Origin of the sequence: Lactiplantibacillus dongliensis (assembly GCF_005405105.1) — a bacterium.
GTDB lineage: Bacteria > Bacillota > Bacilli > Lactobacillales > Lactobacillaceae > Lactiplantibacillus > Lactiplantibacillus dongliensis.
Genome location: NZ_BJDK01000031.1, coordinates 1 through 13,875 on the forward strand (window position 1 = coordinate 1; position 13,875 = coordinate 13,875).

11 protein-coding genes and 1 pseudogene are annotated in these 13,875 nt (G+C 47.3%); 2 read left to right on the forward strand and 10 right to left on the reverse strand.

Features of this window, described 5'->3' with window-relative positions; all coding sequences use genetic code 11:
• Positions 1–122: 122 nt before the first annotated feature.
• The 7 genes from FFM80_RS11045 to FFM80_RS11070 form a co-directional block, all read right to left on the reverse strand.
• Positions 123–944 (reverse strand): HAD-IIB family hydrolase, encoded by an 822-nt coding sequence (locus tag FFM80_RS11045; protein ID WP_137640846.1) that lies wholly within the window; start codon positions 942–944, stop codon positions 123–125.
• Between the two features lie 556 nt (positions 945–1,500).
• Positions 1,501–3,324: a DUF2207 domain-containing protein gene (locus FFM80_RS11050; RefSeq protein ID WP_137640847.1), complete on the reverse strand. Its 1,824-nt coding sequence runs from the start codon at positions 3,322–3,324 to the stop codon at positions 1,501–1,503.
• A gap of 160 nt (positions 3,325–3,484) precedes the next feature.
• Positions 3,485–4,732, reverse strand: a complete 1,248-nt coding sequence (locus FFM80_RS11055; protein ID WP_137640848.1) for an MFS transporter — start codon at positions 4,730–4,732, stop codon at positions 3,485–3,487.
• Positions 4,733–4,869: 137 nt separating this feature from the next.
• Positions 4,870–5,784: an RNA-guided endonuclease InsQ/TnpB family protein gene (locus FFM80_RS11060; RefSeq protein WP_137640849.1), complete on the reverse strand. Its 915-nt coding sequence runs from the start codon at positions 5,782–5,784 to the stop codon at positions 4,870–4,872.
• A gap of 245 nt (positions 5,785–6,029) precedes the next feature.
• Positions 6,030–7,334, reverse strand: a complete 1,305-nt coding sequence (locus FFM80_RS11065) for an alkaline phosphatase family protein (protein WP_137640850.1) — start codon at positions 7,332–7,334, stop codon at positions 6,030–6,032.
• A 549-nt stretch (positions 7,335–7,883) separates the two neighbouring features.
• Positions 7,884–8,060: a hypothetical protein gene (locus FFM80_RS14520; RefSeq protein WP_171001091.1), complete on the reverse strand. Its 177-nt coding sequence runs from the start codon at positions 8,058–8,060 to the stop codon at positions 7,884–7,886.
• A gap of 70 nt (positions 8,061–8,130) precedes the next feature.
• Positions 8,131–8,955, reverse strand: coding sequence for an alpha/beta hydrolase (locus tag FFM80_RS11070; RefSeq protein ID WP_137640851.1), 825 nt, complete (start codon positions 8,953–8,955; stop codon positions 8,131–8,133).
• 179 nt (positions 8,956–9,134) lie between these two features.
• Here FFM80_RS11070 and FFM80_RS11075 point away from each other — a divergent pair, with 179 nt between their 5' ends.
• Positions 9,135–9,857, forward strand: coding sequence for a GntR family transcriptional regulator (locus tag FFM80_RS11075; protein ID WP_137640852.1), 723 nt, complete (start codon positions 9,135–9,137; stop codon positions 9,855–9,857).
• A gap of 404 nt (positions 9,858–10,261) precedes the next feature.
• Here the strand turns inward: FFM80_RS11075 and FFM80_RS11080 are convergent, their stop codons facing one another.
• From FFM80_RS11080 to FFM80_RS14730, 3 genes and pseudogenes are all read right to left on the reverse strand, one after another.
• A complete protein-coding gene (locus FFM80_RS11080; protein WP_137640853.1) occupies positions 10,262–10,573 on the reverse strand; it encodes a MucBP domain-containing protein in 312 nt (103 codons plus the stop codon).
• 399 nt (positions 10,574–10,972) lie between these two features.
• On the reverse strand, positions 10,973–12,253 hold the full coding sequence (locus FFM80_RS14650) for a mucin-binding protein (protein WP_263390494.1): 1,281 nt from the start codon (positions 12,251–12,253) through the stop codon (positions 10,973–10,975).
• A 42-nt stretch (positions 12,254–12,295) separates the two neighbouring features.
• Positions 12,296–12,463 (reverse strand): annotated as a pseudogene (locus FFM80_RS14730) (hypothetical protein); the annotation flags it as partial.
• A gap of 49 nt (positions 12,464–12,512) precedes the next feature.
• Here FFM80_RS14730 and FFM80_RS14655 point away from each other — a divergent pair.
• A complete protein-coding gene (locus FFM80_RS14655) occupies positions 12,513–13,862 on the forward strand; it encodes a hypothetical protein (RefSeq protein WP_223877347.1) in 1,350 nt (449 codons plus the stop codon).
• Positions 13,863–13,875: the final 13 nt, after the last annotated feature.

The window sequence follows — 13,875 nt, forward strand, 5'->3', positions numbered from 1 at the left end:
ATATGGTGGAAATAGTGAAGCAATGCGTTCCCACTGGTCATCTTCAAGTTCATAACGTTTAGGCACTGTCATGGTAAAACCTCAATTCGTTTTTACCAAGATTATACCTAAAAAAGATGTTTTCAAACAGACCCTAATGATTTTTTCAAATGTGGCAAGATTCGTCGTTCGATATAAGCTAAGACACTAGTCGCCTGCGTGGTATCCATAATCGCATCGGCCTGGGCCTGAATCCAAGCCGGAGCAGCCGGGACGGCAATCCCAGTATGGGCGTGTTGTAATAACGTCAAGTCATTCTCGCCGGCACCAAACGCAATCGTTTGATCCGCCGTAATCCCTAACCGCCGACTGAGTGCCCGCACCGCCTTGCCTTTATCCAAACCAGGTTGAATTAAATCCAAGCTCCCGATTTCACCAACAATGGGTTGGGCCAAGCCCGCCAGTTTAGGTGTCAATTCATACTGAAGTTGAGCGGTTAAAGCCGGTGGGCAAAAGATGTTAAACTTCACAATCGCCGCATTGACCGCCGCCAAATGATGGACTTTCGCCACATCATAGTAATAATTTTGCAACCGCGCAAGCAAGCGGGGATTCGTTGCTTGGCTAACAAAGACATTTTCAAACCCGCACATCGCGATTCTTACTTCTGGATACGCAGCCAGAACCGTTAAGATCTGGCGAACCTTTTCCGGCGCAAATGTACTGGCAATTAGTGAAGTCCGTGGCTGCATCGTCTCGGCACCGTTACTACCGACTAACCATAAATCAGGATACGCTTGGAATTGTTCTGCCATCTCGATTGCTTGGCGACCACTAGCAATCACCAGTTGCACCCCCGCTTGGCGTAAGGCAGTATAAACTTTTTTAAAGCGTGCTTGATCTAAATTACCGTGACTATCCAGTAACGTGCCATCAAGATCCGTTGCAATTAATTTGACTGGCATGGTTATCACCCATTCTTGTTGAATTTATGTAAGCGGTTTCTTTTAACCTTTTCTAGCTTACCGATAATTGTGGAAAACTGCAAGGGGATGGGGATATAAAAGGATAGCCTTTTTGTGCTTGGTGGTAGTTCAGGTTGCCACTCTGGTTGGGACACAGTGTTCCAGCGTTTTAGCACGCAACCGGTAGGCGACAGCTTTGACTAGCACTAAGCGTCGGCTTTTTAGATAGTAGGCATACAAAAAGCAGCTTTCAGTTATTAGGCTGAAAGCTGCTCTGTTTGTTAGGTGAACTGCTGAATTGTGTTGCTGGGCTACTTTTCTTGCCGAAACGTGTTCGGCCCGACTGCCCCCTCCGCTTGCTACGCCAATCAACCATGCCGGAAAGTTAGCCGATCAATGCTGGACTGTTTTTGCTGGGCTACTTTTCTTGCCGAAACGTGTTCGCTCGGACTGAAGGCTCCGCTTGCTACGCCAATCAACCATGCCGGAAAACCACCGACATCATTGATTGGCTAGGCAATGCTCAGGAGCAACCCGTCGGACCTCACACTCTTTTCTAAAAGGCACCCCCACCAGATCCGCCACCAAAACCACCCGAACTCCCACCAGAAAAGCCACCCGAGCCACCGGAAACTGAACTGACATTGCTGGCAGCATCTAAAGCACTGGAAACCCCACTGCCAATGACATCGGATAAATCGACGTTTACGTTGTCGCCAACGAAGAAGATTGGATAATAAATCCCCAGTCCCGTTGCTAATGCGGCAGTACCAAAGTCGACTTTTAACTTCGCCGTCACTTGTTGCGCCAAACCAAACGCTGCGGCATACGGTAGGATTTGTTCCCACAAGATGAGGTCGCCAATTTCAGCGGTATTAAAGTGTCCAATATCCTTCAGCATGCGTTGAAATCCATTGATTTGATTAATTAACACTAACCCCTCATCGGTATTAATCGTCAAGTGACGATAGTTAATTACGGCTAAGCTTGCAAAGCCAAGCGTAACGGCCACCGTCACTAGCCCGGTCACCATCGCAGTCTTAGGACTAATGAGCAGACCACTCAACGTTACCAAGATACTCAAAATAAAGATGACAACACTAAAGCCTACCCAGTGATTACGAATCGAAAAGTTGGTGGCGTCTTGGTACACGGCTACTTGCTCATCGATTGCTTGCTGCCAAGCCGAGAACCAACTATTCAATCGCCCTTTTTCGTCCCGTTCACCGAACGCTTTAAGGGCTTTGATAGTCAAAGTATCTGTCGCGGTCACTTTTTTAAAACAATGCGCCAAGAATGAATTACTGAGTGGCTTCAATTGCACTAAAGTCACATCTGGCTGGCGTTTAGCTGGTGTCACTGTTAGCTCCAATTCATGATCCGCTGCTGCCTGCAGGATCTCAGCTGACAAAGCTTGCGTATCCGGCGAGGCGGTTCGCCACAAGGCTTGGGCGACGGCCGGCTTCACGGCTGGGACGTCAAACGCATGGTTGATTGGAATTGGCCGCTGATGCTGATTTGCCGGATGCCGGCGCAACCACCACCAGATGCCAAGTAACGTTAATCCGAAAAGTACCACCGCTGCACTATAAATTGCTTTAAACACCCAAGCTTGGCGCTGACGCTTTTGATTAGCCGCTTTAGCTAACGCGGCTTCCTGCCTTTGGACCGCGGCTTTACGTTTTTTGGGACTCGTCCGCCGATTGGTCGCTGTCACACTAGTTGGAAACAGTAGATGACTTTCAACAAAACTGTTAGCGGGATTGCGTGGCAACGTCATGATGACTCGCCCAGCCTTTTTATCAACTTTAGTTTTCCCAGCTAAAGGGCCATGCGTCCAAGCTTGCAAAGTAGTGACTTGGGTGGCTGGCAACTGAATGGTCAATCGGACATCTTTAAGCGGCTCATCCCAACCGGTACCAATAATCTTCCAATTAAGTTCGGCCGTATCGGCATAATTCGTGACCACCCCTAGCAGCCGATATCGATACGTGACGCGTAACTGATCGTCGTCTTGCACCGTTCGATAGAGCTTAACCCGCAACTGCTTTGGGGTTTGTGTCAGTTGGTACGTATTTGATTGGCCGCTTTGAGTTGCCTTAGCTGCAATCGTCGGTCCGTTATTTAACTTCGTCGTCACCTGTTCAAACGTCGCCCCTTGGATTCCCCGTAAATCCTGAACATTAAAGACCCCGTGATAATCATCGTCAAAGTCATAGGTCATCGCCTGGGTCACTTGCGCACTACCGTCTTTTTGCACCTCAACCTGCATATCATAGTGATTAATCGTATAGTCGGCATATCCAATCAGTGGTCGCCAACCTAAAAACGTCAACGCCACCAATAAGCCGGTCAACAATCCCCATTGTCTTTTACGCATCAACGACACCTCCTCCACTTCCTTTAATGACCCTAGTGTAGCATACGCTGATTGGCTAACGCCGTTTAACGCAACTTAGGTTTAAACGGCCAGTTTATTACTAGTAAAAAACGATTGCTAAGCACTTGGCAACTACCAAATGCTTAGCAATCGTTGCATTTTAAACGTGTTGACTCGTCAAATGTGGGAGCGCTAAGAAAATCGCTAATCCAATCACAAATAACAGACTCAGTGACGCTGCGCCAATCGTGGATTTTCCCGTCATTTGCGTGACGACTCCGACCAGGACGGGCCCCATAACCGCTGAAAACTTGCCTAAAATATTGTAAAAGCCAAAGAATTCACTACCAGATTGCTTCGGAATCAAGCGCCCGAAATATGACCGGCTCAAGGCTTGAATTCCGCCTTGACTCGTCCCAACTAAGACCGCTAAAATCCAAAAATCAGTCGCTGAAGTCAAACGTAACGCGTACAGACAAATACCTAAATAAATAATAATCCCCATCAAAATCCCGGTTCTAGTTGACGTTTTATTCGCCAGCCAACCGTATAAGAGTGAAAACGGAAACGCCACTAACTGAACCACCAATAAAACAATCATCAAGGTCGTGGTCGTAATCCCCATATCCATCCCAATCGAAGTCGCCATTGTAAAGATCGTATCAACGCCATCAATATAGAAGAAATAAGCAACTAGGAACCACGCCGCAGCGCGATAGTTACGAATATGCTTCAGGGTTAACCAGACCCGTTTAAAACTAGCCGCAACTGGATGTGCATTAGGCTTGAGCGCGTAGACTTGATGGACATTACGTAACAACGGCACGTAAAAGATGATCCACCACGCCGCGGCTAACCCAAAACTCCAGCGGGCAACCCCGTAGCTGGACAACTGACCAAACCCACTGGTCAACTGTAAGACTAAGAATAAGATAAATGCTAAGACCCCGCCGAGATAACCAAAGCCATAGCCATATGACGAAACCCGATCCATTTGCCGGTCCGGAGCCACATCAGTTAGAAAACTATCATAGAAGAGATTACCACCTGAATAGCCGATAATCGATAGAATATAGACTGCCAGCAGCCATTTCCAGGCGGTGGTTGGGACGATGCTTAAGCCCAGCGTCATCACCATACCGACAATTGAAAAGAGATTTAACAGTCGTTTCTTGGCTTGCGGATAATCCGCTAAAGCGCCTAATACTGGTGCCAGAATCGAAACAATCAAGGTACCAAAGCTGTTTGCATAGCCCCAATACGCCGTCGCATTGGCTGGCGAAACCCCGTTACTTTGGGCGATGGCCTTAAAATAAACCGGCAAGACCGCTGTGGTGACAATAATGCCGTAGCCAGAGTTGGCCCAATCATAAAAAATCCAACTCCACTGCTGCTTGTTAACCTTCATTTATTCAAGTTCCTGCTATGCAAAACATGAAGAAATGTAGAAAAACATGACTGATTTCCACATTTAGAAAGGTTGCATATTTCCTTTCTTTTATTTCGCTTACTACCGTTATAACGTTGGTATTCTAGTATTTCTAGTTAGAAATACCCAAACATTGAGCGATGTAAGCCTTTTGATGCGACATGCGTCATCTGCATTTCTTTCACGGCTAAGTCCTCAATCACAATCGTATCAAATTGAGTAACCAGCATGGTCGTGAATTTATGCATCAGATCATGTTGGCAATCAGTAACTTTACGATAGTCTCGTTGCAACTTGTTTTTCATTGCAAGATAGGCTTTCATTTTAGTTGCCTGCTTCCCATCAACCTGACGTTTACGTGCTAATTGACGTTGATAGAATTTAATCCGGCTGTACAAGTGCATCAACTTGAGCGGCAGTGTTTTTAACACACCTAACGTATAGTTTAAGTGGCCGACATTCACATCTACAGCTGTCACTTGATTGGTCTTAACTTTCGGCTTAATTGTCACTTCAAGATTCAGGCAGGCCCAATAGATACCATTTTCACGATAAATACTAACGGACTTTAAATCTCCACTTAAATCACATTGCTTATTAAAACGAATATCATACCAACCCGTAACATCACGTGGCTTATCCAACCGTAACTTACCTGCGACTAACTTAGCACGGTCAGTTTTGAAACTCTGCCGTGGTGCCCGCTTGGACTTGAACTTTGGTCGTCCCCAATCAGACTGTGCTTGATCAAAGAAATTCTGCCAGGCGGTTCCTAAATCAGCAACAGCTAATTGTAAGGTTCGAGCTGACAAACTATATTGCCAATCAGCTTTGTTCACCACCAATTCATTGCGCACCAATCGTTGATTAGGTTTCGAATTATCGTCAGCATTTAAGCAATAGGCTTCATACAGTATATTCCAGGTTGCCAGTGCATTATTCCAACAATAACGTCGATAATTACATAAATCATTGAGTGCCATCTGCATATGACTATTAGGAGATAATCTGACCTTCTGGGTTCTAAGCATGCTAATAAGCACCTCAACATCGACAAAAGTTAGCGTAAACAATCATTTATTACGTTACTTAATCAATATAGCATAATAACTCGAAGCCAATCCTGAATTTACACAATCAATACCTACTTTACAAGATTAATACAAAGGTAGCTGACCATTGTGGTGATCATATCCATACTATCCAACTCCATGTTTACTTTCTTTAGATAATATGAGTATTTTTCTATAAAACACCATGTTTTACTATATTTTAGCTAACAGTTATTGTCCTCCTTAAAGACACCATCAAGACACCGGCCAGGTAACGGCTCCTTGAATTTAAGTCCTAATAACCGGGCGAATGTTGGCGCTTCATCCACTAAATTAGCCGTTTCAATCCGCGCACCCGCTTTAATCGCGGGACCATTAAAGAGCAAGGTCGTCTGATAATCTGGTTTGGTTGGGTCATAGCCATGGACACCGTGATAACGGTCTGGCTGTCCTAATGTCGCGGGATGTACCGGTTCAACAACTAACGGCCGCCGACTTTCATCCGTGAAGTAGTAACCGGCCTTAGCTTCCACCATCAACGCGCAGGCTGGATCAGCACCGCGCTTAGCTGCGGCTTCCCCCGTAATCACCGTCTCGACGCCTTCGACTTGTTCGATCAGGGCTTTTAGCTCATCCAGCTGATCAAATCCTTGCGTGTAGATATAGGTCGCGCCATCCGCCGTCTTCGCCATGACCGTCCAATCATCTTCGAAGGTCTGATCCGGTCGTGGCGTCAACCAACCCTTTTGCGCAAATAGTGTGTTCAAATGAATCATGTGCGTCACGTTAATCTGATAATGGTCGCCTAAAATCACAAAGTTAGTGTCCGCAAACGTGCCAGCCGCCTTAGTCGCTTGAATGAGTTGACCGACATGCTTATCTAACCGATGTAAAGCTGCCATCGCTTCTTTAGAACGCACCCCATAACGATGCCGCATACTGTCCATATCAACTAAGTGAATCATCGTTAAGTTTGGTTTTTGATTTGCTAACGTATCGACGGCACAAGCGGTGATGAATTCATCCAGTTGTGGCTGCTTAATCCCATTGCGTAAATGGCCGTATTTATGATTCATTTTCAGTAAGAATAGTGGTGAACTGGCCTTGATTGATACTAAGACTTGATTAGTCCAAATACGATTCGGAAAGATTTCGGCCAAATTATATGTAATCTTACTGCCAGCGGTGACTGGCCACAAAAAGGCCGCGGTCGTCATCTTCTTTTGACGGGCTAAATCATATAACGTCGGCACCTTGACATCCTTTTGATACCAATACCAATCTGGTGAACGCCGTTTGGGCTGTAACTTGGTATTATTCACGATGCCGTGGACCTTCGGATATTGACCGGTAATAATCGTAGTATGGGAAGGATACGTCAGCGTCGGATATATTCCGGTTACGGCTTTTACCCAGGCACCGCCAGTCATCAATTGATTTAAAACTGGTAATTCAGCTTGGTGTTCCCGCAAGTCGCGAAACCCCAAGGCATCTAATGAAATGATGACTAAATGTTGATTGGTCGCCATCTTAAAACACTCCTTTACGTTTTCAATAATGAGTTAATTTTCAGTGTTCGTTGTACTTGCCACTCTGGTTGGGTCAGAATCGGCTGGAACGTGGTGGCCGCGTTTATGAGCCACAGGACGGTCTCATAAGCCGGGCTTTGACTAACTCGGAAAACCACCGACTAAGTCAAACGACACCACTGAGCCAATTCTGACCCGCCCGTCGTTAACTAACCGAATCATTATGAATTAGTGATTGAATCAGTTATTTAGCCGAGAAGTTGGGTTCTAAAATGCTCAGCCGTGTCGTTGGCCTTAGTGCGAGTGGGGTGCTCGGACTTAGGCCAAGGCCAGTTTTGAAGACCGAACTTTAGCTTCAAAATGGCCCATGGCGTTCCAGCGTTTTAGAACCCAACCGGCAGGTGGCAAAAGTCAACTAGCAACAAGCCCTTTAAAGTTCCAAATAACTGTAGTCATAATCTAAATTATACCGCAGATTTTTACTGGCAAACAAAAAGCAGCCAAATAAATGACTGCTTACTCACTGAAATATTTAAAACACTAATTTACTTATCTAATCTCGACTGCCCGTGCATGGCGTGAGTGATAGACCCGCATAAAGTTCTTGGTACTCGTCCAATAAACCTTATCTGGCCAGCCTTTCTCCATATAGGGGTCAGCAACTAAGAATCGCCCCTTTTGATAACCAACTAACGCCAAGACGTGATATGGGCGCTGACCTTGCATCCATCAAATCCTTTCTAATATAGCACTAACCTAAAAAAGCCGTGGCACTGCCACGACCTTCATCACTGAACTATTTTGCTAATAAGTTCTGTTCCTGCAACCAATGTAAGACTAACGTCGTCCATTGAGCCGCTTGTGCATTCACATACTTAGGCTTGTGCGGCTTTTCAGTCACGTGATTCGCCAGCGCTAAGCCATGAATCCCGGCGCCAAATAAATGATATTCAGTCGACACCTGTAAGTTCATCAACGCTTTAACATACGCCATCGAATTGTAGGCAGGTACCAACTCATCCGTCACCGTCTGCCAGACAAACGTTGGTTTAGCGGCTGCCGTCGCCGTTTTTTGTGCCGCCCACAACGTCTGATCTGGTGTCACTTGATTGCGGTACGTGTCAGTGGTTGGAAAGCCGGCCGTGAGATCAATCACTGGATAGCCCAGGATGGTGGCCGCAAACGACGAGGCATAACCGTCCAAGCCATACTTAGCAGCTAATTCCGGATTGGTTGCAATGCTATTAAATGTGGCAGTAACATGCCCGCCAGCTGAAAAGCCGGCCAGAATAATCCGCTGCGTATCAATATGATGGCTGACCGCATGTTTTTGCGCCCACGCAATCGTCGCGGCAACTTGTTGTAACGCCCATGGATAAACTGTTTCGGTGGGCGTAATCAACTGATAGTTCAACACAATCGCATGCATGCCTTCCGCCACAAACCGTAAGGCAATTGGTGACTCTTCACGGCCGGAATGATACGTAAAGCCGCCGCCAGGGCAAATAATAATCAGCGGATAATCAACCGCCGTTTCAAAATCTGAAATCTGATCTAGCCAATAGGCCGTTACTTTAAACGGATGAGCATTCGCCGTTAGTTCTTGTTTTTCAATTTCCATGTTAGTATCCCCCAATTAACTTAAATCCCCATTTTTTGTTTACGCTTACATTATAAATTTCGCCAACGATACCTGTCAATTTTATCCGCATATATTTTACAATTTATTCGAATATTTATTTTAAATTGACCAACATTTGTTATAATGGGCTTAACAAACTTAAACATGAAGGTGACAATATGACTAAAAATACCTTTGATCGCATCTACAAAACCTTAAAGGACCGCATTTTAAAGGGTGCCTACAGTATCAAGATGCGTTTACCAATTGAAGACGATTTAATTAAAGAATTCGATACGAGTCGCTACGCCGTTCGTAAAGCAATTAAACAATTAGCGGATGAAGGCCTCGTCTATAGTGTCAAAGGCCGCGGTGTGGTCTTATTAGAACACACCCCCCAGACCCAACAATTTAACTTAAGTTTAGGTCAATTATCCGGCATCAAAGCCATGAACGCTGATCGTCAATTAGACTACCGGACCGATGTCGTCAGCTTTAAACAAGTCATTGTTGACGCTGACCTCAGTGAACGCACTGCGTTTGAGATTGGCATTCCCGTCTATGCCATCCAACGGGTCCGCCTATTCAACGGCCATCGTAATGTCATCGATATTAACTACTTCAATGCCCAGCTAGTGCCTGGCATTACAGCTGACATCGCGCGCCAGTCGATCTATCACTACATTCAAGATGACCTGCACGTTAAGATTGCTGTCGTTAAGCGGATGCTACGTGTCGATTCGGTCCGCAAAACCGACCTAAAGTATTTAGAACTTGGTGACAACAACTGTGTTGGCAACATGATCAGTATTGCGTTTAACGATGCTGGCCGACAATTTGAATATACCGAATCCCATTTTATTCCCAACGAATTCGTCTTTACCCAACTGATTCGTAACTAAACTTTACCAACTCAAAAAGTCCCTGCCGACCGCTTCGGTCAGTGGGGGCTTTTTGAGTCTCAAGGCTTATTTGAGTGATTTTTCTGGAATCATGGATAACAAATGTAGACGATTCATTCAAATTATTATTAAAAATATATTCGAATATATATTGACTATTTAGCCATACCGATTATAATAAATGTTATAAAAGCTAATGGGGGTTAGCCTTTACGCCACCCGACCAATTTCGGGTTGGCAACGCAATATGGGGTCAAAGAATTAGGTGTGGTTACAGGAGTAAAACTAAAAAATAAAGGTGGCCAGCGAACGACTAGGCGTTCACCGGCCACTTTTATGCGGTACGGCTACCGCAACCGACTGAGTTTAGCGCACAACAATTTTTATAGGGGGGAGGCATAGATTTAATGCGGCAGCTGACCTTCATCAGTCGTGGGTGCCGCAATCGTCAGCGTCGACCGGCGGGGCAAGATCAACGTGGGCACATAATAGAAGCTGACCTGAACATCGGTTGGCCCATATTGTCCCCAACCATTCGTTGGCGACTGTTCATTCCATTGATAACCAGGGATCAGCTGCGGCTGAAGGTCATACGCCGTGGCGTAGTCGCCTTGATGGACCACACTCGGAGCCAACTTCTGCTGCGTGCCCGCCAAATAATAATTAACCGTCACTTGCCCCAGCAGCGATTCCACCGGCTGTTGACTTGCTTTCATACTTTCACCGTTCTAGTGTGCCATCACCACTGCAATCACACACTAGCCTTTCTCACTCAGGTTTCAACTATGGTTTAGCACGCCGCCTAGCTAGCCACAATCTTAAAGCTACCGCTCATCATTGAACCACGCTTGTTTAACCAACTATCCAGTTCGTCAACTTAGCAAAGTAACTACCCCCCTTACAAATCCATTAATAACAATGATTCGCGCATACTCACCAATGGGCAGTTCATCGCCAAATTCAACATCACAACTTTAATTCTATGACTATCAGCTTTCCCAACTACCAAGCTAGGCACATCGATCACACGATTAAGTTTGTTCAATCACCGAACTTAACCTAATAACAAAAGCACGGCCAACCATCGCTGGTCAGCCGCGCTAAGGGAATCATGCTTAGTGTTCATGCCGTTTCTTACCAAAGCCTAAGAACCCGAACAAACCTGATAAAGCTAACATCAATAAGCCAAGGAAGCCGGTTGGTGCAACACTGGCTTCACTAGTCTGTGGTAACCCGGCCGCTAAATGACGATAGGTACCAGTCTTACCAGCAAAGTGCTTACCAGCAGTTGGCTTAGCTAATGGTGACCGAGTCGAGCCAACAATCTGACCTTGCGCATTGTAAACTGGCACCGTTGCCGTTGCCATTGGTTTAGCCAATGTCTTCGCAGTCGTTGGCCGAATCAAATGTAAGGTCTTACCAGTTGCCGCCGACTTGGTGCCGGTCTTAGCCGTCTTAGTTGTTGCCAACTTGATAGCCTTAACCGTCTTTGGCGCTGGCTTAGCTGCTTTCGCAGTCGGTAGCTTAGCAGCTGGTGTCGTTTTGGCTGTCGCCGTTGGGGCTTTAGTCGTTGTCCCGGTAACTGTCGCCGTATCCGTTGGGGCAGTTGTTGGGGTCGTTGTTACGGGTGTACTATCGGCATCGTAGACGATCCGCTCAGTCAAATCTGTCGTGGCTGGCGTGACTGCACTAGCTGACGTTGCCGCAGTTTCTGGCGTATAGCCATCAATAGTTGGGGCTTCAGCGGCCGTAAAGGTTGGGGCAGTTTCTGGCTTCCAAGCACTGTACGTCACTGCATCGGTCACATTATCAATCGTCGCGTTGCGCGTAAAGGTGACCGTTTCTAATGAAGCTGGGGCAATCTCTTGGCCATCATCATCGACATAGTCAATCGTTTCCGTGACCGTCTTCGTTAAGTCCAGATCAGATAAAGCTGGAGCTGCAACTGGGCTGTCTGGTGTTAACGTCGTCGTCTTATGGGTTAAGGTAATGGCATAAGTTGGCGTGTAGTTTGGATCTAAGAAGTACGCCCCGGCATCAGGGAAGTCATCACTCGCAACCTGATACCCTTCTTCTTCATAGAAGTTGATTGTTGCATCTGGCGTGTAGGTTGAAGCAGTCCCTACTAACCCGGATAGTGGATAAGTCTCCAAGACCCGTTTAGTGGTGCCATCAACAAATTCAACTTCAGCTTTGGCCGTATCTGCTTGATAGGTCAATAAGATATCGCCGGCTTTAGCGCCTAACTTCCCACTAATTGGTAAGCTACCCGTGCCCAAACCCGTATACGTGTAAAACGGAATCTGAGTTGGTTCTAAGGCATAGCTATCATTAACTTGCCCATCAATCGTGGATGCTGGTAAGAGTGGTTGTCCATTTTGATCCAAGTAATCCACGGTAATCGTCCCGGCTTTTGGTTCCGGTGTGAAGCATAAGTTAATCGTCTTAGTACCAGCCGCATAAGTGCCAGTTAAAGCACCACTAACTGCGGCATCAAAGGTATATTCAGGTAACGTCGTGTCTGCTGACAAATCATACGCTGCCCCCAACTTAGCACCGGTCAAGGTTAACGCAGGCTTGATGGCGGTACCAGTGGCGGTATCTAAGAATTGAACTACTAACTCTGGCGCAGTAGTTGCTGCTGCGGAACTAGCCGTGCTAGTAGCCGCTGAAGAAGCTGCTGAGCTAGCAGTACTAGTGGCAGTGGACGCTGCTGAGCTGGCTGCACTAGTAGCTGTGGAACTTGTCGCTGGCGCAGTTGAAGCTGCTGAACTAGCCGTGCTTGTGGCAGCGGAACTCGTCGCTGGTGCCGTTGAGGCTGCTGAACTGGCTGTACTTGTTGCGGCGGAACTTGTTGTTGATGCGGTCGAAGCGGCTGAGCTGGCTGTGCTAGTAGCTGTGGAACTTGTCGTTGGTGCGGTCGAAGCCGCTGAGCTGGCTGCACTTGTTGCGGTGGAACTCGTCGCTGGTGCGGTCGAAGCCGCTGAGCTGGCTGTGCTTGTTGCGGTAGAGCTTGTTGCTGGCGCAGTTGAAGCGGCTGAGCTGGCTGTGCTTGTTGCGGTAGAGCTGGTTGCGGTAGAGCTGGTTGCTGGCGCGGTCGAAGCGGCTGAGCTGGCTGCACTAGTAGCGGTGGAACTTGTTGCTGGTGCGGTCGAGGCCGCTGAACTGGCTGTACTTGTTGCAGTGGAGCTTGTTGCTGGTGCAGTTGAGGCTGCTGAACTGGCTGTGCTTGTTGCAGCGGAGCTTGTTGCTGGTGCAGTCGAAGCGGCTGAACTAGCCGTGCTTGTTGCAGTGGAGCTTGTTGCTGGCGCAGTTGAAGCGGCTGAACTTGCGGTACTTGTTGCAGTGGAGCTTGTCACTGGCGCGGTTGAGGCCGCTGAGCTAGCAGTACTAGTAGCTGTGGAACTGGCTAGTGGCGTTGTTGCCGTGCTAGTGGCAGTTGAACTTGCTAATGGCGCAGTTGAGGTTGCTGAGCTGGCTGCACTGCTTGCCGTTGAGCTTGTTGCTGGTGCAGTCGAGGCTGCGGAACTAGCCGTGCTTGTTGCAGTGGAACTCATTGCTGGTGCAGTTGAGGCTGTTGAACTGGCAGCACTACTCAATGGTGCCGTACTACTTGCGGTACTGGTAGTTGCTGCGGAACTTTCAGGCGCTGCAGTTGAGCTAGCAGCGGAAGTCGTACTTGTCGCCGCCGTAGATGCAGCGGTTGTTGCAGAACTGGTCGCAGTCGAACTTGATGCGGCTGGTGCCGTACTCTCAGCGGTTGAACTAGTGGTACTAGTTGCCGCCGCACTGCTAGGTAAAGCCGCACTAGAACTCATTGCGGCACTACTCATTGTTGTCGCTGTTGCCGCTGAACTGGCAGCCGAAGCCGTACTTGTTGCCGAACTAGAGGTCATCGTCGCAGTACTAGCTGTGGTCGTTGTTAATGTGGCACTACTAGCCGTCGTCGTTGCTGCTGAAGAGACTAATGGTGCAGTGGTTGTCGTACTGATCGTATCGGCGTGAATTGGTTTAGCAA

Coding starts and splice junctions, on each gene's coding strand:
- FFM80_RS14520 (WP_171001091.1), bottom strand. CDS start 8,060: ATGCAAGGTCAGCGCCCATATCACGTCTTGGCGTTAGTTGGTTATCAA.
- FFM80_RS11070 (WP_137640851.1), bottom strand. CDS start 8,955: ATGGAAATTGAAAAACAAGAACTAACGGCGAATGCTCATCCGTTTAAA.
- FFM80_RS11080 (WP_137640853.1), bottom strand. CDS start 10,573: ATGAAAGCAAGTCAACAGCCGGTGGAATCGCTGCTGGGGCAAGTGACG.
- FFM80_RS11065 (WP_137640850.1), bottom strand. CDS start 7,334: ATGGCGACCAATCAACATTTAGTCATCATTTCATTAGATGCCTTGGGG.
- FFM80_RS11045 (WP_137640846.1), bottom strand. CDS start 944: ATGCCAGTCAAATTAATTGCAACGGATCTTGATGGCACGTTACTGGAT.
- FFM80_RS11055 (WP_137640848.1), bottom strand. CDS start 4,732: ATGAAGGTTAACAAGCAGCAGTGGAGTTGGATTTTTTATGATTGGGCC.
- FFM80_RS11075 (WP_137640852.1), top strand. CDS start 9,135: ATGACTAAAAATACCTTTGATCGCATCTACAAAACCTTAAAGGACCGC.
- FFM80_RS11050 (WP_137640847.1), bottom strand. CDS start 3,324: ATGCGTAAAAGACAATGGGGATTGTTGACCGGCTTATTGGTGGCGTTG.
- FFM80_RS11060 (WP_137640849.1), bottom strand. CDS start 5,784: ATGCTTAGAACCCAGAAGGTCAGATTATCTCCTAATAGTCATATGCAG.